We start from the raw sequence: 25,946 nt of genomic DNA, 5'->3' as shown, positions 1-25,946 counted from the left end.
AACCACCAGGGGGATCTATGCACTGCGCGCCGGCGATCGTCATAAGCGCGTCGAGTACCGTGCGCCAGGGCCTTCAGCAGCTTAAGCACGCCGCTATTCATGCCAGCGTGGTCCTTGTACGAGAGTACGACGGCGACGTCCTTTACTACTTGCTGAGCGCGGGGGACTTACGCGAGCGTCTATCGCATGCCACCGCGGCTGGCGATGTGGCAACGGCGATCGATTTGAGCCGCCGCTACCAACCGGCGCGGGCGGGTCAGTTGAGCCGTGCAGTGCCGCCGGGCAGCGTGGCGCTGGAGGGCCGCCAGGTCATCGGAATCATGGTTGACGGTAACGCTGACGGGGACCTCCCGGATGGTGGGTGGGAAGATGTGGCTGCGGCTTGGCCTCCAGCCAACGAGCAGCGGCCGCCTCCGGGTTACGCGCCGCCGGTGACTCGCGGCGGGATCCCTACGGGAGGTCCGGCATTTGCTCCTGAACCGGCGAAAGAACCGGGCCCCCTGATCACCCGTGGCCATATTAAAGTACGAGGACTGGATTCCGTTGGGATCGAGTCTGATTCATCGGCGCAGCCGACAGAACACGGTGCCACCGGGTCGCCATCAGTGCCCAGCCTCTTCCGCGCCTACCCTGACGTCACCGCGCCCGGCCAGGTCGGCGGGGGACAGAGGTTCGCCCTCAAGGTTGGATTCTCGGAGGAACCGTCCCCGTCGATGGCGGTGTACGGTCCACCGACTCCGGTCATCGTCCTCGCCGGTACGCAACCCGAATTCGTCATCCAAGTCACCGGGTTCGGCTTCACTTTCCCCGATGGCATACAGCAAACTCTCGTCGTCGACCGAGAAGATCTGAAGAGTCGGCGCGTCACGTTCACAGTGCAGGCCGACCCGATAAAGGAAGCCGCGCCACGCTTCCTTGAGGTGAGTTACGAATTCGAAGGAGCCGTTGTGGGCCGAACCTGGGCGCAGGTGCGGGTGATGCCCGGTTTGGTCGAAGAGACCGATACGCCGGCGTTGATCGGCGGCAGCGGAGTTGTCAGTTCTGCGCCGGGTCAGCAAGGTCCACATCTCACGGTGGACATCTTCAGCAATCAGGGTCACCCAGAACTGAAATGGCTATTCCACTGCCCCTACGCCGATATTGGGCGCCCCGACGCGGTGACCACCACCCTGGGAAACGACTCGGCGCAGTCGTTCGCGGTGCAACTGATGAGGCAGGTGCCTAGCACTCCCCCGGGGCCGTCCCTGGAAGCCACGATGCATGGCGCCGGGGACCAAATCGCCGATGCGATCACGCCTGAATTCTGGCCGATATTCGAAGAGGTATGGAAGCGTGCGCGCGCCGCTAACGAACCGCCCCGGCTGCAATTCACGACCACCGAACATTGGGTCCCGTGGGAGCTCGCGTGGGTCGACCGGCGGCGCCTGCGTGAACCCGATAGCCTGCTGCCCGACTGTGAGGGCGCCACCCTGGGTCAGCTATGGGAGGTGAGCCGGTGGACCCCGCCCACCAGTTACCAGGCAACCGGTTCACTGCCCGCGTCCCCGCCCGCGCCGGTCATCGAGGCCGATGAGATGGCCGTCATCGTGGGCAACTACCACGGCACTCCGGGGGTCGCTCAGCTGCCCATGGCCGTGAAAGAGGGTGACGACATCGCCGCGGCCTACGCCGCTCTGCGGTTGGAGGTCTCCGACACGGACGTGACGGCCCTGATGCAGTGCGCTTTGCAGCGCGGCGATGCACCGTTTCATCCGACGGTGATCCATTTCGCCGGACATGGCCAGACCGACGTCAACAACCCGCAATTCACCGGCTTGGTCCTGGCGAATGGAAACCGGTTGAATCCCTTCGAGATCCGCGGATTCCGTCTCGTAGAGCAGGAACAGCCTTTCGTGTTTCTCAACGCGTGTGAGGCGGGCGTCGGCGGTGAAACGATGTCCGATCTGGGCGGACTGGTTGGCGCTTTCCTTGCTGAGGGGGCGCGCGGCTTCATCGCACCGCTGTGGAAAGTCGACGACGTCGAGGCTCGCGAAATCGCAGTGGACTTCTACCGCCGCACGTTTGTCGACGGCCAAACGGTGGGTGAAGCGATGCGCGAGATCCGTCGGCGCTTCACCCCGGACTCGCAGTCGGCGACCGCGCTTGCCTACGTGTTCTACGGTAACCCGGGTCTTCGGTTGCAGCGGACTACCCGATGAGCGATCTCAACGGCAGCACCGACCGCATCGCACTAGGCCCGGGGATTTTTGTCCAGGCTCCGGGGCTTGTGGGCACCGTGGAACTGCTGGAGCCGAGGTTGCTGGGCACCCGCGCCGGTGAGGAACGCGCCACCGCTGCACTGAGCTCTGCCCTCGAGCGGCAGCAGTTCACCACGATGCACTCACTCGAGATCAACGCACAACCCGTGATAGGCCCCGCGGCGCCTGTTCGCCGCGGGCCCGACGAGCGGCCATTGTTGAGTATCGAAGTGCCCGACATCGGCCCCGAGCAGCCTCAAGTGGCGATGCTCGCCGACGAGCAGGGCATTATCACTTGGCATTTCGCACAGACAAGCGCGGTGCCTGGAACCGTACGGTTCGAGGTACCGGCCGATACCGTCACCACGGGCCCGACCGCAGCGACCGGTGAACAGCGTGGCCTGGTGTACATGATTGGGAAGAAGCTTTTGTCGGTGCTGGTTTTTCCGCTAATGGCGGCCGGGGCACAGGCGTTGGCCGAGCATCTCGCCAAGGGCTGGGAAGAATCGCATCGCAAAGCTGCTCTACGGTTGTTCAGCGGTCCCGATGATTGCGCGACGGTCACCCCGGTGGAGGCGCAGTCCTGGGATCGGCTTGCGAGCGGTCCCGCGCTGCTGTTCATTCACGGCACGTGCAGCACCAGCCAGGGCGGCTTCGGTGCCCTGGACAGCGGCGTCTGGGGTCAGCTCAACTACCGCTACGGCGGCCGGCTCTTCGCCTACGACCACCCAACCCTATCGGTGGACCCGCTGGCGAATGTGGACGCGTTGGCGGGTCTGATTCCGCCCGGCATGCGTTTCGATGTCGACATTATCGCGCACAGCCGTGGCGGCTTGGTGGCCCGAACAATCGCCTGTGCAGGAAATGACGGTTCATTCCCATTGCATGTCAACAAGATTGTGCATGTTGGGGTGCCAAATGCGGGTACCGCGCTGGCCAACGTCGAACGGCACAGCCAGTTCGTCGACAGGCTCTCGACCTTGCTCAACCTTGCGCCCGACGGCCCGCTGTCGGTGGTGGCCGACATCTTGGACGGTGTTCTTACTATCGTGAAAATTATCGGTTGCAACGGAATTGGGTCTCTTCCCGGTTTGCACGCAATGGACCCGGCGAGTGGTTGGTTAAGCGCGCTCGGCGCAAAGCCTTTTCCCCCCTTCGCCGGCTATGCCATCGATGCAGACTTCGAGCCCGTTGGTGGCCTGCTCAAGCTCGTGCGTGTGCCAGACGGCATCGCCGACCTCGTGTTCGGCTTAGCCCCAAACGACATCGTTGTACCCGCCGGCGGGGTGTATGACGCGGGCACCGCGCTCGGCTTCCCGATCCCTCGCGAACGAACAGTGTCGTTTGCGAAGGACGAACATGTCTGGCATTGCGCATATTTCGGGCAACAAAAGACCGGTTCGGCGCTGCTCCGGTGGCTTCCGACAAGGCACGAAAGGATATCGACTGCCTGACGAGATTGCACTCCGGGCAGCCGGTGTTCGCCGTAGTGGGGGGTCCGTGATCGGAGAGCAATCGAAAAACTCATGACCGCTGGTTGACGCATCGAGAGGAGAGGATCCGGATGGTGAAGAAAGCTCTCTGCGTAGGGATCAACGATTACCCCTACGAAGGTAGTGATTTGAATGGATGTGTGAACGATGCCAAAGGCTGGGCGGGTTTGCTCGTTGAGCATTACGGTTTCGCTCAAGACGATGTGAAGCTGCTGCTCGACGCGGACGCTACCAAGGCCAATATCATGGCGCACCTCGAAACCATGGTGACGAAGGCAAAGCCGGGAGACGTGTTGGTATTCACCAATGCGTCACACGGGACGTATGTCGCAGACACCAGCGGTGACGAGGAAAAGTATGACGAGGCTCTATGCCCGTATGACATCCCAGACAATCTCATTGTCGATGATGAGCTGCGCGAACTGTTTGGCAAGCTGGCGGAAGGCGTGCGCCTGACGGTAATTTCAGATTCTTGCTTTTCCGGCACGGTCACGCGCGCTGCGGTGTCCGAGATAATTCCCGGTTTGACCACACCCGATGACCGCCGCGTGAGGTTTCTGAGTCCGGCGCTGATGGGCAGGGCGGTCTTGCAAAACCCATGGAAGGCAACGCCGAAGGCACGGACAAAGTACCCAGAATCGTCAATGAAGGACGTCTTGCTGAGCGGCTGCACCGACAAAGAATATTCGAATGATGCACTGATCAACGGGGCATACCACGGTGCAATGTCCTATTACGCGCTGGAGACTATTCGGGAGGCTGATTACGACATCACTCTCCAACAGTTGGTTACGAGACTCAATTATCTTCTCGCGGAAAACGGATACAATCAGCATCCGCAATTGGAGGGAAAGGCGGCCAACAAGAAGTCGCGCATCTTTGCAGGATGAGCGCAGCGGCAGCACCGTGGAGTTGCGTCAACGCTCTGGATGCGGAGAGCGGGGATCGCTCGACATACCGCGTGACACCTGCTTTGAATTCCGCAAAACCACCGCGGTGGTCCCGAGACCGCGACGATTTCGCGGTGGCCCGGACCAGCGGAAGCGATTTCGACGAGGCCCGAAGTCGCCGGCGCCGTTCAGGTGCCCGCCCTGACGTAGGCTTCTGCAATCGGTCATTTGTTTCGGAGGGGCCGTGAGGGCACATACCGTTAGCTGGCGGCGGGTCATGCTCGTCCTGGCTGTCGCGGCAGTCGTGGTCACCATCGTCGTGGTCGTCGTGCGTCTCGTGGTGAAGCCCGCTGGAAGTTCAGCACCGGTAATGGCTCCGGCGAAGACGTCGGAGCCGGCACGTAGTACGTCCACGTCGGTCCAACCCGGAGCTCCCACGTCCCTGCAGACTGCGGCTGTGTCTCCGCCACCGCCGGGCTTTCCCGACTTGGATGGGTTCACTGACGTGTCCCGGGACCACGATGTGTCGCGCCTCTATCCCCTTGCAACGTTTACCAGCCCTATGGGCTTGCAGTGCGCGATGTGGAGCAACCGTGGAAGTACGGCAGCGGCCTGCTTTGGAGAGATGCCAGGCCTCGATCACCCAGCAAACCATGTCTACGCGGGGGACTATCAGGCGTACTTCGACCAGAACTCCTCGCCCGGCGCCGACCAGCTGAACGGGAAGCCCTTGGCATCGAGCGAGAAGGTGATCTTGGGTGCGGGGGGATATCTGATGGGCGGCGATCAGATCACCTGCGGTGTGCAAGGCGTTGTCGTCGCGTGCATGCTGATCAGAGACTTTCGGCAGAACCACGGCGACACGACTGCGCAACGGCACGGCTTCGTCGTAGGCCCAGACAAAAGCTGGACGTTTTGAGTAGGTTTACCCGCTTGCGGCACACAGCAGATTCGGGAGATTTACTCACTTCTCGACGACGGGTAGCCGGATGTGCCTTCGAACCGGCTTCCACCGAGCAGCGGTGACATAAGGCTCTAGCCCTCCTGCAGTTGTGGTTCTTCGATTGACGCATGCCATTTGAGTGACAGATCTAGGGAGGGACCATCATGGCGGAAAAGACAGCCAAGAAGGTCGCATCAGCACGACACACCGGCGACGGATCGAAGAGCACCACCGAGCGAGCTGCGGCCAAACACCCACCACCAGCGCGGCACACCGGCAACGGATCGAAGAGCGCGACAGGGCAACGCGCGGCCAAGCGCCAACCACCAGTACCGAAGTCAAACTTGACACCCCGGCGGTCAACGGCGCCCCTCGCACCGCCTATCAAGGCCAGGGCGGCTCTCGCCGCGAGGGCGTTGCCCGAGCTGCCACAGCCGGTACGAGGCGACAAGATCAATCTGGGGATAGTCGCCGGGTCCGACGGACCTACCGGCTGGCTCGGCGCGGGGGCCACCGACCTGTGCGAGATATCACCCGGTGGCCAGGTTGCTCTGGCGGGCGATACGTTCACGGGAAACCGTTGTAGGGAGGGAGATTGGAGCCCATCGCTGGGCCTGCATGTCAAGCCGGGCACACTTGGGGGCAAAGTCGAATTCGACCATTCTTTTGGCTGGTGCAGCCTCTACGCCGAAGGTTGGCCGCCAGGAGGCAGTCAGCTGCCGGCCGGTACGGTCCAGGTGTTCGGCATCGACTACGCCTTGATAACGAGGACAGTGGACGATCTCATTCCGATTGATTCGCGTCTGGTACGAATCGACCCAAACAGGGGATACTGGCCGACTGTTCCCGGGTCCTTGAGGGATGCCGGCTGGGAGGGCGGCAATCAAACCCAGATCAGCGGGTGCCAAGCGCCCGACGGTTGGGTGTACATCGTCGCCGACGGGTTCGCGCGTGACCACACCGTGCGCCTCTACCACTGCCATGCGGAGCACTTCGAGGACCGGAACATGTGGTGGGCCTGGGGTAAGAAAGACGGCATATGGCAGTGGGATGTCGACCCGGAACCCCTGAGCGGCGACATATTCGGCGAGTTAAGCCTGCGCATCATCGAAGAAAAGTTCGTGCTGTCCGGGTTTAACGCGAGGACAGGGTGTACCGAAGTTCGGGTGGCTGACGATGTGACGCAGGTATTGGCGCGGGACACACCCATGACGGTCGTTGCGGACCCGATCTCAGTTCCGAACAACTACGGCGGCTACATCGTTCCCGGCTCTACCCTGGACCAGGCGCTCATTTTGGTGAGTCAGTGGTGCCCGGGCGACTATCCATACAGAGTGCAAGAGTTCGTCGTCAATCTCAATCGTTGACCCCACGTCAGTGCGCAGCTGGGCGTTGAGGCGCTTGCTCGTGGATCGATAACTTGCCCTGATGAGTCTGTGGCGGTGCGCCGACGTATCGCATTGATGCCAACGTTTGTGAACTGACTGTGCCCGTTGGGGAGTTGATTGGTTTCACCTCCGCGGTCATCCCCCGGGATCCAGGTGCGGCCTTGGCTCATCCGTCGAGCGGGTCGGTGACATCAAAGCGTCGCCATACCGCACAGCGCCGTTGAGATCCGCTAACGACGGCGCAGCGACGGGAAGGACTCACCCATCGTTGGGGACGTCGGGTAGGTCGTTGTCGTTGGGGACGTCGGGTAGGTCGTCGTCGTTGGGGACGTCGGGTAGGTCGTTGTCGTTGGGGACGTCGGGTAGGTCGCTGTCGTTGGGGACGTCGGGAAGGTCACTGTCGTTGGGGACGTCGGGAAGGTCACTGTCGCTGGGCATGTCGGCTGCACTAACCATAAGAACCATCGTAGGGGCCGAGTGAACCGCACGTTGGGCTTCAACGTGCGCTGAGGCAAGCGATTCTCGACGTAAGACGCTGTTCGGTGCTTGCAGCTGAGTTACCCGGGAAGGTGGCGGACCACGGCGATCGACAGGCCCTGGCTCGTCAGCCCACTCGTCGAGGGAAAACAGCCATCGCACCCTGTCGGTCATGATGCCCGTGGCGGGCCCGTGAACGCGCGTGCACTGCCGGTACCTGACGGCCGCAAATATCGGAAACCGTTGTGGATCAAGGTTATCCGGGCGCATCCACGCGCCCTCCCGAACCTCGGCCAGGTGCAGAGCCGCCGCGGCCTTTCTCAGCTCCTGGCGGTCGGTCGCCGATCTGCGCGCAAGAGCGCGATCGGGGGTACCTTCATGCCACGCTTGATAAGCGCCTCGCCGGTATCCCCGACCTTACGGCGTCTTCAAGAACACGTCGTTGAGCGTGACGGTGCGCAGGTTGCGCTCGCGGATGAAGTCGACGAGTTGGGGATAGACGTGTGTGACGGGCAGGTGGTTGAGGTGCCCGATGACGATGGCCTGCGGGGTGAAGTACTGGTCGGCCATCTGCACGATGTAGTCCTCGGTGATCAACGTCGAATCCGACAGCGATCCCGACCATAACGTCGGCACCGTGTAGCCGAGATCGGCCGCGACGGCGTCGACGGCGGCGTTGCGCTTCGCGTAGGGCGGCCGCCAGTACGGCTTCGCGCCGATCCCGTACGTCTTCTTGAGGAATTCGTCGTTGCGGGAGAGCTGTTGGGCGATTTGGTCTTTCGGGAGCGTCGTCAGGTCGGGGTGAGACCACGTGTGGTTGCCGAGCTGGATCTGCCCGCTGTCGACCAGGGGCCGCAGCATCTCCTTGTTCTCGGTCCAGGAGTCGTAGGTGCCGTTGACGAAGTAGGTCAACCGCACCCCGGTGTCCTTGGCGAACTGGGTGTACGCGCGCACCACCTCGCTGTTGACGCCGTCGTCTACCGTCAGTGCCAGCAGATCGCCCTCGCCGGGGATCTTCATCAACGCGCCGCCGCCGGGCAGCGGGATGCGGGCGTCGGGCGGTGGAGGCGGTAACAGGGCCGTCGGGGCGGCGGGACCGGATACCGCGACCGAAGCCGGCGGTACTTGGGCGAACGTCCGCGGCTGCGGGTCGACCACCAGGCGGGCGGCGCCCACGCCGGCGACGACCGACGCCGCGAGCGAACCCAGGAATTGACGGCGGTTCATCTCGGGGCGCGGGGCGGGACGGGCTCGACATGGATTGCGGCACGGTGGGCACCGAGCCGACCCGCGGAGGGGTCGCCCGTCATGCGGAACATCGCAGCCATCAGCAGCGAACCGTACCACTAGCAGGGTGAATATGTCGGAGGCGTTACGGGTGGGTCAGCTGTGAATTTTGTTAACTAACGTGATTCGCCGCGGTACGGCGGCAGCGGCACCGGCTCGGCGTCCGGCGTGGCCAGCGTCGAGGCCAGCCAAGGCAGCGCCGCGGTGAACGCCTGCGCGGCGAACGGCCAGTCGTGCTTTCCCGGCTGACTGACCACCGCGCAGGCGATGCCGTTGGCGCTGGCGGCGGCGCACAGCGCGTTGGCGGCGGCGTCCTGACCTTCCGGGTTGGCAGCCGGGTCGGTGGCGGGAGCGCCTCCGGTGCTGTTGGCTTCCTCGGCCACGTCGCGCGGCTCCGACGACCCCGGGACGTCGAACCAGCCCGACAGCCCGGTGTAGCGACCATGCCGCGCGATCACGGTAAGCGGGTCGAACGCGGCCCAGGCGGCGTGGTCGCCGCCGAACAACTTGGCGATCGTCTGATCCCTGGGGCCGACATTGGGGCTGCGGTCACCGGCGATGTCGACGAACGCGCTGAACAGCTCCGGGTGCATGACGGCCAGGTCAACCGCGCAGGTCCCGCCCATCGACCATCCCGCGACGGCCCAGTTGGCGCGGTCGGCGCTGACGCCGAAGTTCGACACGATGAACGGCACGATGTCCTTGGTCAGGTGGTCGGCGGCGTTGCCTCGGCTGCCGTTGACGCACTCGGTGTCGTTGTCGAACGAACCGGTGGGATCGACGAACACCAGGACCGGGGAGAACCCGTGGTGCGCGGCGGCGAAGTTGTCGATCGCGGTGAAGGCCCCGCCGGGACCCAGCCAGTCGCCGGGGGTGTTGAAGGCGGAGCTGATCATCATGACCGCCGGCAGCCGAGGCGGCGGATTGCTGTTGAACCACGCGGGTGGCAGGTAGACCAGTTCCCGACGGTGGGGGAAGTGCGAGGCGTTGTCGTCGATGTTGACCGGCACCACCACGCCCTTGCTGGGCCTGGTGCCGGCGACCTGCATCTCGGTGACCCGCAGCCGGTCGACCTCGTTGGGCAACGGCCCAGAGGTCAGCTGATTCCACGCGGCCAATGCGGTGGGGAAGTAGCCAACCCACCCGTTCAGGGCGAGCCCCGCGCACAACACGCACAGGGGTATGGACAGCGCCGCCAGTGCCCGGCGCCACCAGCGTGCACCCGGCCAGCCCACCAACACCACCGCGGCGGCCAGGCCGGTCAGCGCGATCCAGACCCACAGCGCCGTCGGCGCCGGGTCGCCGGCCACGCCGAGCGACGTGATGTACCAATACGCGAGCGCGGTCACCGCGACGGCCGCGACCAGGGCCACGGGCAGCACCCGCTTGAGCCAGGTCCGCGCACGCCACTGGATCGCGATGATCAGCAGCAGCAACGTCAATGCCTGCACGGCCGGCGGGAACCAGCCATGCAGCAAGGACAGTCGTCCGAAGAATTGGTCCAACGGTCGTTGCCTTTGCTGAGTCGCTGCGCGGGGGCGGACCCGTGGTCATTTCGAACGCGGTGGGTCGAGGACAACTATCCCACACCGGCCCCACCCACCCGGCCGCCGTCGCGGCGTGTGGGCGCGGCCTTCTAGGCGTTCGTCACGCTGGTGAACGAGCGCAGCCGCAGGCTGTTGGCGACGACGAAAGCGCTGGAAAAGGCCATCGCCGCGCCCGCCAGCATCGGATTCAGCAGGCCGAGCGCGGCGAGCGGGATGGCGGCGACGTTGTAGCCGAAGGCCCAGAACAGGTTGGCCTTGATGGTGGCCAGCGTCCGCCGGGACAACCGGATGGCGTCCACGGCGGCGCGCAGGTCGCCGCGCGCGACGGTGAGGTCGGCGGCCTGGATCGCGACGTCGGTGCCGGTGCCCATGGCCACCCCGAGGTCTGCGGCCGCCAGCGCCGCGGCGTCGTTAACGCCGTCGCCGACCATGGCCACGACCTTGCCCTCGGACTGCAGCCGCTTGACGGCGGCGACCTTGTCGGCGGGCATCGTCTCGGAGATGACCTCTCCGATGCCGAGCTGGCCGGCGATGCGGTTCGCGACGGTCCCGTTGTCACCGGTCAGCAGGATCGGCGTGAGGCCAAGCCGCTTGAACTGCCGGACCGCTTCGGCGCTCGTGGGTTTGACCGTGTCCGCGACGACCAGGACACCTCGGGCGCGGCCGTCCCAGCCGACGGCGACCGCGGTCTTGCCCTCCGCCTCGGCCCGCGCCTTGCCCGCAGACAGTGCGGCGTCCAGGGGTTCGCCCCGCTCGGTCAGCAGGCCGGCGCGGCCGACCACGACGCTGTGGCCGTCGACGACGCCCCGCACACCGCTGCCCTCCAGGCTGGCGAAATTTTCGGGTGCGGGCAGGGCGCGCAGCTCGGCTCTGGCCGCCCGGGCGATGGCCTGCGCGATGGGATGTTCGGAGGCGTCCTCGAGCGCCCCGGCGTAGCGAAGGAGCGTCTCGCGGTCGGTTCCCGGCCCGCTGATCACCTCGACCAGCGTCATCTTGCCGGTGGTGACGGTGCCGGTCTTGTCGAGCACGACGGTGTCGACCAGGCGGGTGGACTCCAGCACCTCGGGCCCTTTGATCAGCACGCCGAGCTGAGCCGCGCGGCCCGTACCGACGAGCAGGGCGGTCGGGGTGGCCAGGCCCAGCGCGCAGGGACAGGCGATGATGAGCACCGCGACGGCTGCGGTCAGGGCCGCTGCGGGCGAGGGGCCCAGCGCGAGCCAGGCGCCGAGGGTCACGAGGGCGATGCCGATGACCACCGGGACGAACACGCCGGAGATGTGGTCGGCCAGCCGCTGCACCTCGGCCTTCCCCGACTGCGCCTCCTCGACCAGCTTGGCCATGTGGGCGAGCTGGGTGTCGTCGCCGACCCGGGTGGCCCGCACGACGAGGCGGCCGCCGGCGTTGACGGTGGCGCCCGTGACGGCGTCGCCCGGGCCGACCTCGACGGGGACGGATTCGCCGGTGAGCATCGAGGCGTCCACCGCCGAGGAACCCGAGATCACGACTCCGTCGGTGGCGACCTTCTCCCCCGGCCGGACCACGAACTCGTCCCCGACCGCGAGGCGGTCCACGGGGATCCGGGTCTCGGCGCCGTCGCGCAGCACCGCCACGTCCTTGGCCCCGAGCTCGAGCAGGGCGCGCAGCGCGGCGCCCGCCGTCCGCTTGGAGCGCTGCTCGAAGTACCGGCCGGCCAGGACGAACAGGGTCACGCCCGCGGCGACTTCCAGGTAGATGTTGCCGGTTCCGTCGGCGGTCCGGGCGGTGAGCTCGAAGCCGTCGCGCATGCCCGGCTCTCCCGCCGTGCCCAGGAACAGCGCATACAGCGACCAGAGGAACGCCGACAGCGTGCCGATCGAGACGAGGGTGTCCATGGTGGCGGCGCCGTGCCGAAGATTGGCCCAGGCGGCGGCGTGGAAGGGACGACCGCCCCACACGACGACCGGTGCGGCCAGAACCAGCGACGCCCACTGCCAATAGCGGAATTGCAGGCCGGGAATCATCGCCATGGCGATGACCGGGCCCGCGAGCACGCCCACGATGATCAGGCGGGTGCGAAGGGAGCCGGGGTCCACGGATTCGCCGGGGGCGGGTTCCTCCCGCGGTTGCGGCAGCGCGGCGGTGTATCCGGCTTGTTCGACGGCGGTGATCAGCAGCTGCGGGTCATACCCCGACGGGACGGTGAGCGCGGCCTTTTCGGTGGCGTAGTTGACAGTCGCGGCGACACCGTCGAGCCTGTTCAGCTTCTTCTCGATCCGGGCGGCGCACGACGCGCACGTCATTCCCGCGATCTCCAGCTCGATATGGATCACCGGCGCCGCGCTCATGCCACCAAGACGGCCTCGTAGCCCGCCTCGTCGACCGCGCCGAGGACCGCCGCCGCGTCGATGGGAAGAGAACTCGTGATCACCAGCCTGCCGGTGTCGGCGCTGACGTCCACGCGCTCCACGCCCGGGAGACGACCGACCTCGCCCTTGACCGCCGCCTCGCAATGGGCGCAGCTCATCCCGTCCACGCGGTATTCGCTCGTGACCATGGTCTTCCTTCCTCGTACCCGGGTGGGGTATGCCTCGCCGCAACGCGCGCATCGCCCCGCGGTATTCCCCCGCGGAGCCGCCGGGGCAAACGGGCGTCAGGAAAGACCCGGACCCGGCCGAGGCGACGAGGACTCCACCATTGTGCCTGGTCGACGGTGTCGAAGGCGCGGCCGGGATGGGTCCGGACCGGGATCAGACGTAGCCCACCCCGATGTCGACGGACAGCTGGGTGGCCGTGACCAACCGGGACTGGTCGGAGGCCAGCCAGGCGACGGCGTCGGCGATGTCCTCGGGCTGCGCGATTCCCTCGGGCAGCAGCGGCTTGTGCAGCCCGCGCAGATGCGGGTAGGTGTCGGCGGCCGCCTGCAGCGCCTCGCGCATGCGACCGGTACCCATTGGCGTCGCGACCGCGCCGGGGTTGAGGCTGTTGACGCGGATGTTGTGCCGGCCCAACTCGGCGGCGAACGCTCGCGCCATCCCGACGACGGCATGCTTGCTGGCCGTGTAGTGGATCATGAACGACTGCATGTTGATGCCGGCCGCCGAACCGATCAGGATGATCGATCCGCCGCGACCGCCGTCGATGATGTGGGGGGCGCCGGCCATCACCGTGTTCCAGGTGCCGATCACATTGGTGTCGATGGTGTCGCGAAACGCCTCAGCCGTGATCTGGTCCCAGGGTGCGGGACTGCAGATTCCGGCGTTGGCCACGATGATGTCGAGGCGGCCCAGTTCTCCGACCGCCCGATCGACGGCGTCTTTGAGGGCGTCCAGATCGCGGACGTCGACGGGCGCGGTGATCACCCGTTTGCCCGCGGTGCGGACCAGCCGCGCCGTCTCGGCCAGATCGTCGGGGGTGGGCGAATCGTAGGGGACGCTCGGCGGCAACGGCCCGGCGATGTCGACCGCGATGATGTCGGCGCCCTCGGCGGCCAGGCGTACGGCATGTGCCCGGCCCTGCCCTCGCGCGGCGCCGGTGATCAGCGCCACCTTTCCCGGCAAAGACTGGCTCATCGGTTGTTGACGTCCTTTCTGATGACCCCGGCGAAGCGTAGCGTCGAGTTCGCTTTACCAGCTCACCGGAGGGACGCATCGTGGACGTCACCGTTGTCGACGCGGGACCGCGGCAGGTGAGCCGGTCGGTCGAAGTGGCCGCTCCGGCCGCCGAGCTGTACGCGATGGCAGTCGATCCCCGGCGGCACAGCGAACTCGACGGTTCGGGGACGGTGCGTGACAACATCAAGGCGCCCGCGAAACTGACTGTCGGCTCGACGTTTTCGACCAAGATGAGGATGTACGGCCTGCCGTACCGCATCACCAGCACGGTGACCGCTCTGAAACCGGACGAATTGGTCGAATGGCGTCACCCGGTGGGCCACCGCTGGCGGTGGGAATTCGAGTCGCTGTCACCGACCCGGACACGGGTCACCGAGACGTTCGACTATCGCGACGCCGGTGCGATCAAGAACGCGCTGAACTACTACACCCTGATCGGCGCGACGAAGGCGAACGCCGCGGGTATCGAGGCGACGCTGGCCCGGTTGCGGGATCGTCACGCCGGATAAGGGCATGAGCCTCACCGCATGCCCAGGCGCCTCAGGTGTTCGATCATCGTGTCTACCGCAGCTTCCAGAGGCGCGGTGTCGCGACGCACCTGGCTGAGGAGCAACCCACCCTGAATGCCGGCGAGCATGGCCAATGCGACGCGCTCGATGTCCGTTCCCTCGGCCAGCTCGCCGCGCGCAGAGATTGCGGCCAGTCCGTCGTGAATCATGTTCTCCCACTGGGCGAATGACCGGGCGAGCTGGGCACGTGCGACGGGATCCGCCTCGGACAGCTCGTTGGCCATCGAGCCGATCGGGCAGCCGCCGGCGCACCCCAGGCTCCGCACCAGGTTCACCATGATGTCGCGCCAGCGGGACAGGTCCTCGATGCTGTCAATGCGGTCCAGACCCAGGTGCTGCACGCCGAGGACGCGGTCGGTCTGAAAGTCGATGACGGCGGCCACCAGGTCGCTCTTGTCGGCGAAGTAGTGGTACATCTGCGAGGTGCTGATGGACGCGGCTTCCTGGATGTCCTCGATGGTCGTGCGCGCGACACCGCGCCGCAGCATCAACTCCGAAGCGGCGGCCACGATCCGCGCGCGGGTCGCGCGGCCCTTCGTGGTCAATTTGTCGTACGGGACCGGCGCCATGGAGCCCCCTTTCTGCGGAGCGACCACCGCAATCTACCCGTTTTGGAGTTGACACTCCATTTTGCATTACGCATGCTGGTCGCAAATGTCACGAGCCGGTGCCGGAAGTCGTTGTGCGCCAAGCCGGCACACATGCCAGGGATGAGGACCTCATGACCAGTACCGCCGACACCCAACATTCGACCATCGCCGAGCGGGTCGCGCGATTCCAGCAGGAGATGGCAGGCCGGCTGCCCCAGGACATCGCTGACACCTTCGGTGCCGAGCAGGCGCGGCTGCGGGACGGTGGCGTGCCGTCCGGCGTCGCCGCGACCGGCACCCCGATGCCTGACGGGCAGCTCCTCGACGTGCGCGGCGAACCCACCACCCTGGCCGAGAGCGTCGGTGGGCGCAGTGCGGTGGTGGTGTTCTACCGCGGCGCATGGTGCCCCTACTGCAATCTGACCCTGCGCGCCTACCAGGAGCATTTGGTGCCGCTGCTGGCGCAGCGCGATGTCGCCCTGGTGGCCATCAGCCCGCAAAAACCAGACGGCTCATTGTCGTCGCAGCAGACGAACGCGTTGAGCTTCACCGTGCTGTCCGACCCAGGCAATCAGGTCGCGGCGGCCCTGGGCGTACTCACCGCACCGTCGGAAGACGCCCAGGCCGCGCAGCGCGGACTGGGCCTCGAGCTCCGGGAAGCCAATGCCGACGGGACGTCCGGGCTGCCGATGCCGACCGTGACGATCATCGACCGTGCCGGGACGATCCACTGGATCGACGTCCATCCCGACTACACCACCCGCACCGAGGTCGCCGACATCATCGAAGCCCTGAACGGCCTCGAGTGAACTCGGGGCCGCGCGCGCTCGTGCTCAGTACGTGACCGGAAACGAACCAGGCGCAAAACCGTTGGCGCAACGGCTGATCCGGTGCGGGCACCTCATCAGCCGCTATGGCCTGGTCGTCGTGTTGGCATGGATCGGCTTCGGCAAGTACGTGAAAATGGAAGCCCGCGTGCTCATCGAACACAGCCCGCTGATGAGCTGGATGTACGACGTGGTCAGCGCCACCACGGTCGCGCGAGGGCTGGGCACGATGGAAATCGTTGCGGCGCTGCTGATTGCGTTGCGGCCGGTATGGCCGCGCGCGTCGGCGGCCGGTAGCGCGCTGGCGGTGGTGCTCTTCTTGGGGACGCTGAGTTTCTTGTTCACCACGCCCGGGGTGGTCGTCACCCATTCCGCGGGCCTTCCCGTGCTCTCGGCCAAACCCGGTCAGTTCCTGCTCAAGGACTTGGTGCTGATCGGGGTCGCACTATGGACACTGGGCGATTCGCTTGCGGCAGTGAACGTCACACGTGGGGAAGAACGTCATCCGTCAACAAGTGCAGGCTTGCCCATCCGGCGTCGATCGGTAGGCCACCCATGAGGGGGTTCATCACGACCTCCCTTCTCCCGGCGCGGATTTGATCGACCAGCTGGGCGGGGGTGAGGATCTCGACATGGTTGAGCCGGCGCAGGTCCTCGATCGAGGTGGCGCCGGCCTCGTTGGGCCGCGGAACCCCCGGGCGCTTCCAGCCGCTGTACTCGGCGGCCTCGTTCATGATGAAAGCGCCGTAACAAGACCAGGCTTCGTCGGGGTCGGCGTGCAACAGCGTCACCCTGCTTCCGCTCTCGGGGTGATAGACGAAACCCGTCGTACCGCGGTCGCGCAGCTCCCGCTCATAGACCGCTTCCACTTCGGGCATCGCCATCGGTGGCGAAAACGGAAGCCCGAAGCGCGCCGCGCGCCGGGCCGCCGCGGCACTCATGCCGCCGACAAAGAACACCGGATGGGGACGGGTGTGCGGCTTCGGTGTGACGTCGATCAGCAGCCCGTCATGATCGAAGGGTTCATCGCTCCACGCCTTGAGCAAAACCGTCAAGCAGCGGTCCATCAACTCGGCCCGTCGCGCCCAGTCCTTGCCGGCGGCGCGATATTCCTCCGGTCGGTAACCCATGCCGGCCACGAAACTGAACCGGCCCTGGCTGATGTTGTCCAGTACGGCGATGTCCTCGGCCAACCGAATCGGGTCATAGAGCGGGATGATCAGCGCGTTGATGCTGATGCGCACGGTGCGCGTCCGCCCGGCGATGGCGGCCGCCAAAATCAGCGGTGACGGAAGCCAACTCGTGGCGGCCAGGTGATGTTCTTCCGCGCTGACGGCGGTGAGCCCGCGCTGATCGGCGAATTCGGCCATGTCCAGCGCCGCCTGGTAACGGGCGGCCTGGCGCGCCGTGGGGTCGGCGATGTTGGTCATGTTCAGCCGCAACGCGGTGAGCAGGCTCATCGCCGTACACCGGCCGCGCGCACGAAAAGCGTCCCCCTGACCAAGTCCTTCGCGGAGGCGAGCGTGGCCGCGTACGCCTCCGGGCCCAGACTGGCCGCCCGCTCCGTCAGCCCGCGAGTCAGCGCGTAGATGGCGTCGACCGTGGCCCGCACGTCCGTGTCGGCGGGCAGCGCGCCCCGGGTTCGGGCGTCCCCGATGATCTCGGCGACGGCGCCGCGCAACGCCTTCAGCCCGGGATACTCCGGTCGGCCGCGAACCGGGTGCTCGTTGCTTTCGGCGCGGACCGCGCGATCGAATGCGGCCAGATGCGGATGCTCGCGCATCAGCCGGCTCGCCTCGTCCAGCACCGCCGCGAGGCGATCGACCACGCCGCCGGGACCCGCGGCGGCGGCTCGCAGCCGCGGCACCGCCATGCGTTCGATGTCCTCGACGGCCGCGTCCAGCAATTCGGACTTGTTCGGGAAGTAGTGGTACAGACTGCCGCTGGTGACGTCGGCCGCCCGGGCGATCTCGCGAATCGTGGTGCGCGAATAGCCATTCTCGGCCACACATCGCATCGCGGCGGTGATGATGCGGGCCCGGGTCTGCTCACCGTCGGCACCCACCGGCCGACCCAATTGCGGCGGCGTGACGCTCATGCGGCGGGAAGCCCGCCGCAGCTCCGTACATCACGCACTACGCACCTCCGCGGCGAAGCCGGAACTAATCGATCACTCGATTATATTCGACCGTGTCGGGGACCGGGAGCCGGCGGACGGGACGCGTGAGTGAGGACAGCACGGTGACGCGGGCGCAACGGGGACGTCCGGTCGGCGCCAGCGGCGAGGAGACGCGGCAGCGGATCGTCGTTGCCACCATGCGCTGCGTGGCCGAATTCGGGTACGCGGGCGCCACCATCCGTGAGATCGCCCGGGCCGCGAACGTCACCAGCGCCAGCCTCTACAACTACTTTCCGAACAAGGCGGAGCTGATCAACGCCGCGATAGCGGCGCGGACCGACGTCGCGCTGCCGCGGCTGCGCGCGGCCGCCGCGCGCCCGGGGACCGCCGTCGACCGGATCGAGGCGGTGCTCGACGAATCGGGCCGGCTCATGCGCGAGTATCCCGATCTGGCCGCCTTCGAGTGGGTGATCCGCGCCGAGGGCGCCGTCACCCGCGATTCGCGGCTCGCGGCCGAATTCCAGGTGTTTCGCGGGATCATCGAGGGCGTCGTCGACGATGCCTACCGCCGGGGCGAGCTCGCGCACCGGGCCGACCGCAACGGCATCATCGAGGCCGTCTACGCGCTCATCTATGGGTTGACCGAACTGGCGGCCACGTCCCCGCCCCGGGACTATCACGCCGCGCTGGCCGCGGCGAAGAAGTTGATCCGGGGAACGTTGCTTAGCCCGGGGCCTGCAGTAGCTGCGGGCAGGCGGAGAAAGCTGCGACAGGACCCTTGATGTGATCAAGCGATTGATTATATAGTCGGGCGCGCGAGAGGATCGTGTCCGTGACTGAAACCGTTGGCGTGGGATTCGACGTCGACGCGCTGCGACGCAGGTACGCCGAAGAGCGCGCACGTCGCCTGCGCCCGGACGGCATCGCGCAGTACGTGGAGACGACCGGGGCCTTCGCCCACTTCGCCGAAGACCCCTGGACGGACGGGACTTTCGACCGCGAGCCGCTGACCGACGAGGTCGACGTGGCCATCATCGGCGCCGGGTTCGGCGGGCTGTTGACGGGGGTGCGGCTGCGTCAGCTCGGTGTCGACAGCGTGCGGCTGATCGACAGGGCGGCCGACGTGGGCGGGACGTGGTACTGGAACCGGTACCCGGGAATCGCCTGTGACGTCGAGTCCTACGTGTACATGCCGCTGCTGGAGGAACTCGGCTACCTGCCGACCGAAAAGTACGCCAAGGGGGCGGAGATCTTCGCTCATTGCCAGCGGATCGCCCGGCACTACGACCTCTACCGCGACGCGTGCCTGAGCACCGACGTACGCGAGATACGTTGGGATGCAGAAGGATCGCGCTGGATCATCCGCACCGACCGCGGCGACGAGATGCGGGCCCGGTTCGTGTCCATGGCCAATGGCTACCAGGCCAAACCCAAGCTGCCCGGCATCGAGGGCCTCGGCGCGTTTCGCGGCCACGCGTTCCACACCAGCCGGTGGGACTATGCCTACACCGGGGAGAACCTGGAGCACCTCGCCGACAAGCGCGTCGGGATCATCGGTACCGGGGCCACGGCGATCCAATGCGTCCCGCACCTCGCCCGGGCGGCGCGGCGGCTGCACGTCTTCCAGCGCACGCCGTCGTCGGTGGACGTGCGGGCCAACCGTGCGACGGATCCCCTGTGGGCCGGCACATTACGGCCGGGCTGGCAGCGCAGGCGCATCGAGAACTTCCAGATCCTCACCGCCGGCGGCCAGGCCGACGAAGACCTGGTCGACGACGCCTGGACGAGCATCACGCGCAAGCTGCCGGTGATGCGCCACGACGGCGACGGCGTCGTCGACCCGGCGCAGCGTGGCCGCGACATCGAGATCGCGGACTTCGCCAAGATGGAGGAAATCCGGGCGCGGGTCGCCGGCATCGTCGCCGATCCGTCGACCGCGGAGGCGCTCAAGCCGTGGTACGGGTACTTCTGCAAACGACCCTGCTTCCACGACGAATACCTGCAGACGTTCAACAGCGACAACGTCACCCTGGTCGACACCCGCGGCCGTGGCGTGCAGCGCATCACCGAGTCGGGTGTGGTGGTCGACGGCGTGCCCTACGAGCTCGACTGCCTCATCTTCGCAACGGGTTTCGAGGTGGGCACCGACTACTGCCGTCGGACGGGCTTCGAGCTGATCGGCCGCGACGGGGTGTCGCTGACCGAACACTGGCGCGACGGGGTGCGCACCTTCCAGGGGTTGTGCACGACGAAGTTCCCGAACTGCTTCATCGAGAGCATCGCGCAGGCGGGTCTGACGGTGAACTTCCCCTACCTGCTGGACGTGCAGGCTACCCACGCCGCGTGGATCATCGCGTGGGCGCTCGGGCACGGGGTCAGCGAAGTCGAGGCCGCTCCCGCCGCCGAGTCCGCCTGGGTCGACACGGTCGTCGCCCGGTCGGCTGCCAGCGCCGAACGCGCGCAAACGTGCACCCCCGGCTACTACAACCGGGAGGGCAAGGCGGACAACAAGACCCGACAAGGCAGCTTCTTCTTCGGCGCGCCCACGGAGTACGCCGACCTGCTGCGCGAGTGGCGGGGCGACGGTCGCCTGGAGGGCTACCTGATTCGCGGCGGCGAGGCCGGGCGGTGACCAGCCGGCGGGCCCGATGGCGCTACAGTCTCGGCCGGCTGCGGGCCGCGACCCGCCGCGGGCGCCCGCCCAAGGTGGCGATCATCGGTGCCGGCTTCGGTGGGCTGGCCGCCGCCGTCGCGCTGCGCCGCGCCGGCATCGACGACCTGGTGATCATCGAGGGCGACGACGGGGTAGGCGGCACCTGGCGGCGCAACACCTATCCCGGCGCCGCGTGCGACATCCAGAGCCACCTCTACTCGTTCTCGTTCGCGCCCAACAAATCCTGGACCCGTACCTACGCGCGGCAGCCCGAGATCCTGGCCTATCTCGAGTCGGTCGCCGACGACTTCGACCTGCGCCGGCACCTGGTGCTGGGCACCCGGGTGCGCTCGGTCCGCTGGAACGGCGTGGCGTGGGACTGCCGGCTGGACCGGGCGGGGCGCGAATCCACCCTGACCGCCGACGTCGTCGTGTGCGCCGTCGGGTTGTTCGGCTCCCCAAGGCTTCCCGACATTCCGGGACTGGCCGACTTCACCGGCACGCTCATGCACACCGCGCACTGGGATCACGGCGTCGACCTGGCGGGCAAGCGGGTGGCCGTCATCGGCACCGGCGCCAGCGGGGTGCAAGCCGTCCCCGAACTGGCCAAGATCGCCGACCGGGTGAGCGTCTTCCAGCGCACGCCGCCGTGGATGGTGCCCAAGGATGACCGCCCCTACAGCGCAACGGAATTGGCAAGGTTTCGGCGCAACCCACTGGCCGTCCGCCGCACCCGCTGGCAGATCTGGAAGTTCCAGCACGACAACACCGCGACCTTCGCCGACGACCCCGTCATCGACGCGCGCACGCACGTCGCGACGTCGTTCCTGGAGCGCACCGTCGCCGACGGGCGGCTGCGCCGGGAGCTGACGCCCGACTACCCGTTCCGCTGCAAGCGAGTGTTGCTGGGCGACGACTTCTACCGGGCGCTGCAGCGCGACAACGTCGAATTGATCACCGACCCCATCGACGGCATCGACGGATCGTCGGTGCTCACGTCGGCCGGACGCGCGGTCGACGTCGACGCGATCGTGCTGGCCACCGGGTTCGAGACGTCGCGCTATCTGTCCGGCATCGACGTCATCGGGATCGGCGGACGCCGGCTGCACGAGCGATGGGGCGACGAGCCGAGTGCGTACCTGGGCGTCGCGGTCAGCGGCTTCCCGAACTTCTTCATGCTGTATGGCCCCAACACCAACCAGGGCGGAAACTCGATCGTCTACATTCTCGAGGCGGGTGCGCGACTCGTCGCCAGCGCGGTCAGCCGGATCGCACGCAGGGGCGGCTACCTCGACGTGCGCCCCGAGGCCGAAAAGCGTTACAATGACCAGCTTTCCGCCGACCTGGAGCGCACCATCTGGACCCGGTGCGACAGCTACTTCCGCTCGCCCACCGGCCGCATCGTCACCCAGTGGCCCTACACCGAGCTGGAGTACGCCCGCCGCACCTGGCGGCTGCGACCGCGAGACTGGCTACTGTCCCAGGCCGAAGTCGATGACCCCGCGGATCAGGCGGCCGGCGCTCAGGTCGGCGTAGGCGCCGTTGATGTCGTCGAGCCGATAGCGCTTGGTGATCATCTCGTCGAGGAGTAGCCGACCCGACTGGTACAACGTGGCCAGCAGCGCGATGTCGCTCCTGGGGTTGCACGACCCGAAGACCGTGCCGCACAGCGTCTTGTTCATCAGGATGAAGTCCTGCAGCGCGACGGCGATCGAACCCAACGCCGGCGACGGCAGCCCGGTCAGCACGCAGGTGCCGCCCTTGCGGGTGAGCGCCAGCGCGGTCCCGACGTCGGCCTCGCCGATGACGGCGGGAGAGACCACGACCGCGTCCGCCATCACACCGCGGGTCAGGTCGCGGACCAGCTCGACCGCGTCCGCGGCTGTCGCCGCGGTGTGGGTCGCGCCGAACGTGAGGGCGGAGGTGCGCTTGAAGTCGCTGACGTCGACCGCGACGATCCGGGCCGCCCCGTTGATGCGGGCGCCCTGGACGGCGGCGGTGCCGATCCCGCCGGTGCCGACCACCACCACGGTGTCACCGCCGCGCACGCCGGCCCGCCGGGCGGCCGACCCGAACCCGGTGGGGACCGCGCAGGCCAGCAGGGCGGCGGGCACCAGAGGAAGGTCGGGATCGATCTTCACCAGCGAATTGGCCGCCACCACAGTGTGTTCGGCGAACGCGCCGATCTTCGACACGTGGCCGAGGTTGCGCCCGTCGACGGTGTGATGGCGGAAGGTGCCGTCCGTCGGCATGCCCGGCGACAACGTTCCCGATCCCATGTCACACAGGTACTGCATCCCCGAGGCGCACCACCGGCATTGGCCGCACACCGCGACGAAGGAGGTCACCACGTGGTCGCCCGGCGCGAACCCGGCGACGCCCGGCCCGACATCGACGACCACGCCGGAGCCCTCGTGCCCACCGATCGTCGGTGACATGGCGGGTAATCCCAGGGCGCGCAACGTTTCCGGCGGCGCGGCCAGCTTCCCCTGGCGGATGTGTTCGTCGGAATGGCAGAGCCCGGTGGCCGCCAGCCGCACCATCACCTCGCCCGCCTTCGGCGGATCCAGCTCGAACTCCTCGACCGTCCACGGGTGGCCGTACTCGTAGAGGATGGCCGCGCGGCTTCGCATCGACTGCTGCCGCCTTTCTGCCGAATCAGCTGTCTGGAACCGGGACGGGCGGTCCGCGTTACCGGGCGGGATCCGCGGCGACCTCGATGTCGCCGGCCGCGGCCGCGGCCTTCAATTGGTGGAAATCGTCGAGCGATTTGTCGGCGTAGGCGTAACACCATTCGGCCACCGCGGCCTGCACCATGTCGCCGGCGCCGACGTAGCCGCGCAGCAACGACGCGTTCGCGCTCTGCGAATGGGCGCGCGCCAACAGCACCGCGCAGGCGGCGACGTAGTCGCTGAACGTGGAGGCCGCCATGCCCTCGGTGTCGATGGTGCCCTTCATGTCATGGAACTGCCGGACGTAGTAGTCACGCCCGTCCTTGCGGGTCGGCCCGAGGAACACGTCCGACATCGCCTGCAGGATTCGCTGGCCGTCGACGACACGCATGCCCTGGCCCTTCGCCTCGACGGCCGCGCCCAGCATGGCCGGCTGAGGCCAGCCGCCGTATTCGTCGAGCACCGATCGGGTCGCCTCCTTGATCTGCAGGATGAGCGGGGTGCCGTTGGGGCCCACCAGGATCACCAGGAAGCACCGGGTTCCCACGCTGCCGACGCCGACCACCCGCAACGCCACGTCGGTGACGCGGAAGTGCGACAGCAGCAGCGCGATGTCGGCGGGAACGGTGGACAGGTATTCCTGAATCGACTCCATCAGCACGGCTTCGGCGTCCTCGTCGACGTGCTGCAGAACCGGTGGCGCCTCCCGCAGCCGCGTTGTCCCGTCCGCGCCGATCTCGGTGAGCTGCTTGAAGACGCGCGCCGACGTCCGGCTGCGCGCCCGGGACGTCGTCTTCTGGATCACGCCGAGCAGGCCCTTGGACACGGTGCCGGCGTGCCGCTCCGGTTCCACCCGCAGGTAGTAGCGGTCCAGCACGTCCATCGCGAGCATCGCCTGCAGGCTGGTTTGGTAGCCGAGTAACGCCTGCCCGACGCAGCGGCGGATGGCCTTGGCGGGATACCCCGCGTGGCGCCCGCCGATGATCGCGCTGGTGATCAGGCGCTTGACGTCCCATTCCGCCGGGGCGACTGCGGCCTCATCGAAGTCGTTGAGGTCGAACACTATTGAGCGGTGCGGCGCCGCGTACATGCCGAAGTTGGACACGTGGGCGTCTCCGCAACACATCACTTCGATCCCGCTCGACGGGCTGGCGCCCAGGTCGGCGGCCATCACGGCGGCCGAACCGCGATAGAACGAGAACGGGTCGGCGAGCATCCGGGCGAACCGCAGCGGGACGAGTTCGCGCAGCCGCCCGGCGTTTTGGGCCACCAGGATTTCGGTGGCGGACTTCTGCGATGGTGTCAGCTGCGCGAGCGTGCGGCGCGGCACCGTCTTGCGCAGCGCGCGGCCGCGCGCCTCGTCCTGGTCCGGGACCTCGAGATCGATCAGGCGTTCACGTAGCACCCGTTGCGGCATCCGCTCAGCATAGGTAGCTGTGCCGGGGCCGCGGTGCGCTTTCGACTGCCCGACCATGCGCGCAATTATTTTCAGGCTGATTCTCACCGCTGCGCCCGAACGGGCCGATCGTTAACCTACTTAAAAAGTTTGGCGCCAGGCGAACTCGCCCGGGCCATTGCCGCGGGAGGACGCCTGGATGCTAGACGTGCGTCCGGCACTCTCGCGGTTGCGGGTCAACTGGCTTACTGTCTTCGGCGTCGTGGCGATAGTCGTGGCGGCCGGGGCGGTCGCGGTTAAGAACGCTTCTCCCCAGGCGGCCAACCGGATCCTCAACGTTTCCTACGACCCGACGCGCGAGCTCTACGCCGCCATAGACCGGACGTTCGTTCCGCAATATCGCGCGCGCACCGGAATCACTCTGGACATCAAGGAATCTCACGGCGGGTCGGGGTGGCAGTTGCGCAGTGTGCTGGACGGCAGTCAGAAGGCCAGCGTGGTATCGCTGGCGCTGGTCAGCGACATCGACACGTTGAGCAAGCGGGGCCTGATCGCATCGGGCTGGCAACATCGGCTACCGAACAACTCGGTGCCGTACACGTCGACGATCGTCTTCGTGGTCCGCAAGGGCAATCCCAAGGCCGTGCACGACTGGCCCGACCTGATCAAGGGCGACGTGGCGGTCGTGTCCCCCAACCCGCGCAGTTCGGGCAACGGGCAGCTCAGCGTGCTGGCGGCCTGGGGTTCGGTGACCACCCGCGGCGGTAGCCAGGCAGCGGCGGCCGACTACGTGCGGACGCTGTTGCGTCACGTGGCGGTCTCCGACGCCGGGGCGCGCAGCGCCGGCGACAGCTTTGCGCTGGCAAGGGTCGGTGACGTGCAGCTGACGTGGGAGAACGAGGCGCTGCGTGAGGTCGCGGCCAACAGGGACGAACTCGAGCTCGTCTACCCACCGGTCAGCATCCTCGCCGAGCCCGCCGTGGCATGGGTGGACGCCAACGTCACTGACGCGAAGACCGCCAGCTACGCGAAGGCCTACCTTGATTACCTGTTCACCGACGCGGGGCAAGAGCAGGTGGCGCAGCACGGCTATCGGCCGTTCAAGCCGGAAATCCTTGCCCGGTACGCGGATCGGCTGCCGCCGCTGTCCCTGTTCCCGATCGGCGCCATCGCCAAGGACTGGGCCGACGCGCGAGAACAGTTCTTCGGGTCCAACGGGATCCTCGACGCGATCTCCGCCCCGCCCGGCGCGGTGTCGGGAACATAGT

General features: G+C 67.0%; 23 protein-coding genes. 12 read left to right on the top strand and 11 right to left on the bottom strand.

The features are described 5' to 3' along the window. Positions 1-17: 17 nt before the first annotated feature. The 5 genes from C1737_RS18570 (at position 18) to C1737_RS18550 (ending at position 6,930) form a co-directional block, all read left to right on the top strand. Positions 18-2,198, top strand: a complete 2,181-nt coding sequence (locus tag C1737_RS18570) for a CHAT domain-containing protein (protein WP_102419151.1) — start codon at positions 18-20, stop codon at positions 2,196-2,198. Then, entirely contained in the window at positions 2,195-3,691 is a 1,497-nt protein-coding gene (locus tag C1737_RS18565) for a hypothetical protein (RefSeq protein WP_102419150.1), read from the top strand. Before C1737_RS18570 ends, C1737_RS18565 begins: the two co-directional genes overlap by 4 nt. A 110-nt stretch (positions 3,692-3,801) precedes the next feature. Next, positions 3,802-4,620 (top strand): caspase family protein, encoded by an 819-nt coding sequence (locus C1737_RS18560; RefSeq protein WP_068055783.1) that lies wholly within the window; start codon positions 3,802-3,804, stop codon positions 4,618-4,620. Positions 4,621-5,245: 625 nt separating this feature from the next. Then, positions 5,246-5,539, top strand: coding sequence for a hypothetical protein (locus tag C1737_RS18555; RefSeq protein WP_068055699.1), 294 nt, complete (start codon positions 5,246-5,248; stop codon positions 5,537-5,539). A gap of 188 nt (positions 5,540-5,727) precedes the next feature. Beyond that, positions 5,728-6,930, top strand: a complete 1,203-nt coding sequence (locus C1737_RS18550) for a DUF4185 domain-containing protein (RefSeq protein WP_102419148.1) — start codon at positions 5,728-5,730, stop codon at positions 6,928-6,930. A gap of 279 nt (positions 6,931-7,209) precedes the next feature. On the opposite strand, the gene C1737_RS26740 is transcribed toward C1737_RS18550, so the two are convergent. From C1737_RS26740 to C1737_RS18520, 6 genes are all read right to left on the bottom strand, one after another. Next, entirely contained in the window at positions 7,210-7,407 is a 198-nt protein-coding gene (locus C1737_RS26740; RefSeq protein WP_158243977.1) for a hypothetical protein, read from the bottom strand. Between the two features lie 438 nt (positions 7,408-7,845). Next, positions 7,846-8,655 (bottom strand): polysaccharide deacetylase family protein, encoded by an 810-nt coding sequence (locus C1737_RS18540; RefSeq protein ID WP_067919364.1) that lies wholly within the window; start codon positions 8,653-8,655, stop codon positions 7,846-7,848. A 176-nt stretch (positions 8,656-8,831) separates the two neighbouring features. Then, a complete protein-coding gene (locus C1737_RS18535) occupies positions 8,832-10,220 on the bottom strand; it encodes an alpha/beta hydrolase family protein (protein ID WP_102419147.1) in 1,389 nt (462 codons plus the stop codon). A gap of 131 nt (positions 10,221-10,351) precedes the next feature. Then, on the bottom strand, positions 10,352-12,586 hold the full coding sequence (locus C1737_RS18530; protein ID WP_068098135.1) for a cation-translocating P-type ATPase: 2,235 nt from the start codon (positions 12,584-12,586) through the stop codon (positions 10,352-10,354). Beyond that, positions 12,583-12,795: a heavy-metal-associated domain-containing protein gene (locus tag C1737_RS18525; RefSeq protein WP_067919370.1), complete on the bottom strand. Its 213-nt coding sequence runs from the start codon at positions 12,793-12,795 to the stop codon at positions 12,583-12,585. The genes C1737_RS18530 and C1737_RS18525 overlap by 4 nt, the downstream gene beginning before the upstream one ends. A gap of 193 nt (positions 12,796-12,988) precedes the next feature. Further along, positions 12,989-13,810, bottom strand: coding sequence for a mycofactocin-coupled SDR family oxidoreductase (locus C1737_RS18520; RefSeq protein WP_102419146.1), 822 nt, complete (start codon positions 13,808-13,810; stop codon positions 12,989-12,991). A gap of 80 nt (positions 13,811-13,890) precedes the next feature. Here C1737_RS18520 and C1737_RS18515 point away from each other — a divergent pair, with 80 nt between their 5' ends. Beyond that, the gene (locus C1737_RS18515) at positions 13,891-14,361 is read left to right on the top strand and encodes an SRPBCC family protein (RefSeq protein ID WP_102419145.1); all 471 of its coding nucleotides are present in this window, start codon (positions 13,891-13,893) and stop codon (positions 14,359-14,361) included. A gap of 11 nt (positions 14,362-14,372) precedes the next feature. Here the strand turns inward: C1737_RS18515 and C1737_RS18510 are convergent, their stop codons facing one another. Then, on the bottom strand, positions 14,373-14,990 hold the full coding sequence (locus C1737_RS18510) for a TetR/AcrR family transcriptional regulator (RefSeq protein WP_067919377.1): 618 nt from the start codon (positions 14,988-14,990) through the stop codon (positions 14,373-14,375). Between the two features lie 152 nt (positions 14,991-15,142). Between C1737_RS18510 and C1737_RS18505 the strand changes: the two genes are divergently transcribed. Then, positions 15,143-15,820, top strand: a complete 678-nt coding sequence (locus C1737_RS18505) for a peroxiredoxin-like family protein (RefSeq protein ID WP_102419144.1) — start codon at positions 15,143-15,145, stop codon at positions 15,818-15,820. A 31-nt stretch (positions 15,821-15,851) separates the two neighbouring features. Next, positions 15,852-16,397 (top strand): YkgB family protein, encoded by a 546-nt coding sequence (locus tag C1737_RS18500; protein WP_369807536.1) that lies wholly within the window; start codon positions 15,852-15,854, stop codon positions 16,395-16,397. Here C1737_RS18500 and C1737_RS18495 read toward each other — a convergent pair. Both C1737_RS18495 and C1737_RS18490 read right to left on the bottom strand, forming a co-directional pair. Then, positions 16,321-17,298: an LLM class flavin-dependent oxidoreductase gene (locus tag C1737_RS18495; RefSeq protein WP_102419142.1), complete on the bottom strand. Its 978-nt coding sequence runs from the start codon at positions 17,296-17,298 to the stop codon at positions 16,321-16,323. The two genes, C1737_RS18500 and C1737_RS18495, sit on opposite strands and share 77 nt — an antisense overlap. After that, a complete protein-coding gene (locus C1737_RS18490; protein WP_102419141.1) occupies positions 17,295-17,936 on the bottom strand; it encodes a TetR/AcrR family transcriptional regulator in 642 nt (213 codons plus the stop codon). The genes C1737_RS18495 and C1737_RS18490 overlap by 4 nt, the downstream gene beginning before the upstream one ends. A 143-nt stretch (positions 17,937-18,079) precedes the next feature. On the opposite strand from C1737_RS18490, the gene C1737_RS18485 reads away from it, so the two are divergent. The 3 genes from C1737_RS18485 to C1737_RS18475 are packed head-to-tail and all read left to right on the top strand — an operon-like array spanning position 18,080 to position 22,202. After that, entirely contained in the window at positions 18,080-18,739 is a 660-nt protein-coding gene (locus C1737_RS18485) for a TetR/AcrR family transcriptional regulator (protein WP_102420016.1), read from the top strand. Between the two features lie 50 nt (positions 18,740-18,789). After that, on the top strand, positions 18,790-20,589 hold the full coding sequence (locus C1737_RS18480) for an NAD(P)/FAD-dependent oxidoreductase (protein ID WP_102420015.1): 1,800 nt from the start codon (positions 18,790-18,792) through the stop codon (positions 20,587-20,589). Next, positions 20,586-22,202 carry an NAD(P)/FAD-dependent oxidoreductase gene (locus C1737_RS18475; RefSeq protein WP_102419140.1) on the top strand — a complete coding sequence of 539 codons (1,617 nt, stop codon included), beginning with the start codon at positions 20,586-20,588 and terminating at the stop codon, positions 22,200-22,202. The genes C1737_RS18480 and C1737_RS18475 overlap by 4 nt, the downstream gene beginning before the upstream one ends. Here the strand turns inward: C1737_RS18475 and C1737_RS18470 are convergent. Both C1737_RS18470 and C1737_RS18465 read right to left on the bottom strand, forming a co-directional pair. Continuing rightward, positions 22,083-23,243: an NDMA-dependent alcohol dehydrogenase gene (locus C1737_RS18470; RefSeq protein ID WP_102419139.1), complete on the bottom strand. Its 1,161-nt coding sequence runs from the start codon at positions 23,241-23,243 to the stop codon at positions 22,083-22,085. The genes C1737_RS18475 and C1737_RS18470 overlap by 120 nt on opposite strands. Before the next feature lie 58 nt (positions 23,244-23,301). Then, the gene (locus C1737_RS18465; protein ID WP_102419138.1) at positions 23,302-24,699 is read right to left on the bottom strand and encodes a DUF2252 domain-containing protein; all 1,398 of its coding nucleotides are present in this window, start codon (positions 24,697-24,699) and stop codon (positions 23,302-23,304) included. A gap of 178 nt (positions 24,700-24,877) precedes the next feature. Between C1737_RS18465 and C1737_RS18460 the strand changes: the two genes are divergently transcribed. Next, positions 24,878-25,945, top strand: a complete 1,068-nt coding sequence (locus tag C1737_RS18460; RefSeq protein ID WP_102419137.1) for a sulfate ABC transporter substrate-binding protein — start codon at positions 24,878-24,880, stop codon at positions 25,943-25,945. The last annotated feature ends 1 nt before the right edge of the window (position 25,946 follow it).

The organism is Mycobacterium sp. 4858 (genome assembly GCF_900240975.1).
Taxonomy (GTDB): domain Bacteria; phylum Actinomycetota; class Actinomycetes; order Mycobacteriales; family Mycobacteriaceae; genus Mycobacterium.
This window is presented reverse-complemented; position numbering and strand designations above follow the sequence as displayed.

Bases quoted from the DNA above. Each gene is read 5' to 3' on its own strand.
- C1737_RS18570 (WP_102419151.1), top strand. From the start codon at position 18: ATGCACTGCGCGCCGGCGATCGTCATAAGCGCGTCGAGTACCGTGCGC.
- C1737_RS18565 (WP_102419150.1), top strand. From the start codon at position 2,195: ATGAGCGATCTCAACGGCAGCACCGACCGCATCGCACTAGGCCCGGGG.
- C1737_RS18560 (WP_068055783.1), top strand. From the start codon at position 3,802: ATGGTGAAGAAAGCTCTCTGCGTAGGGATCAACGATTACCCCTACGAA.
- C1737_RS18555 (WP_068055699.1), top strand. From the start codon at position 5,246: ATGCCAGGCCTCGATCACCCAGCAAACCATGTCTACGCGGGGGACTAT.
- C1737_RS18550 (WP_102419148.1), top strand. From the start codon at position 5,728: ATGGCGGAAAAGACAGCCAAGAAGGTCGCATCAGCACGACACACCGGC.
- C1737_RS26740 (WP_158243977.1), bottom strand. From the start codon at position 7,407: ATGGTTAGTGCAGCCGACATGCCCAGCGACAGTGACCTTCCCGACGTC.
- C1737_RS18540 (WP_067919364.1), bottom strand. From the start codon at position 8,655: ATGAACCGCCGTCAATTCCTGGGTTCGCTCGCGGCGTCGGTCGTCGCC.
- C1737_RS18530 (WP_068098135.1), bottom strand. From the start codon at position 12,586: ATGAGCGCGGCGCCGGTGATCCATATCGAGCTGGAGATCGCGGGAATG.
- C1737_RS18525 (WP_067919370.1), bottom strand. From the start codon at position 12,795: ATGGTCACGAGCGAATACCGCGTGGACGGGATGAGCTGCGCCCATTGC.
- C1737_RS18520 (WP_102419146.1), bottom strand. From the start codon at position 13,810: ATGAGCCAGTCTTTGCCGGGAAAGGTGGCGCTGATCACCGGCGCCGCG.
- C1737_RS18510 (WP_067919377.1), bottom strand. From the start codon at position 14,990: ATGGCGCCGGTCCCGTACGACAAATTGACCACGAAGGGCCGCGCGACC.
- C1737_RS18505 (WP_102419144.1), top strand. From the start codon at position 15,143: ATGACCAGTACCGCCGACACCCAACATTCGACCATCGCCGAGCGGGTC.
- C1737_RS18495 (WP_102419142.1), bottom strand. From the start codon at position 17,298: ATGAGCCTGCTCACCGCGTTGCGGCTGAACATGACCAACATCGCCGAC.
- C1737_RS18490 (WP_102419141.1), bottom strand. From the start codon at position 17,936: ATGAGCGTCACGCCGCCGCAATTGGGTCGGCCGGTGGGTGCCGACGGT.
- C1737_RS18470 (WP_102419139.1), bottom strand. From the start codon at position 23,243: ATGCGAAGCCGCGCGGCCATCCTCTACGAGTACGGCCACCCGTGGACG.
- C1737_RS18465 (WP_102419138.1), bottom strand. From the start codon at position 24,699: ATGCCGCAACGGGTGCTACGTGAACGCCTGATCGATCTCGAGGTCCCG.
- C1737_RS18460 (WP_102419137.1), top strand. From the start codon at position 24,878: ATGCTAGACGTGCGTCCGGCACTCTCGCGGTTGCGGGTCAACTGGCTT.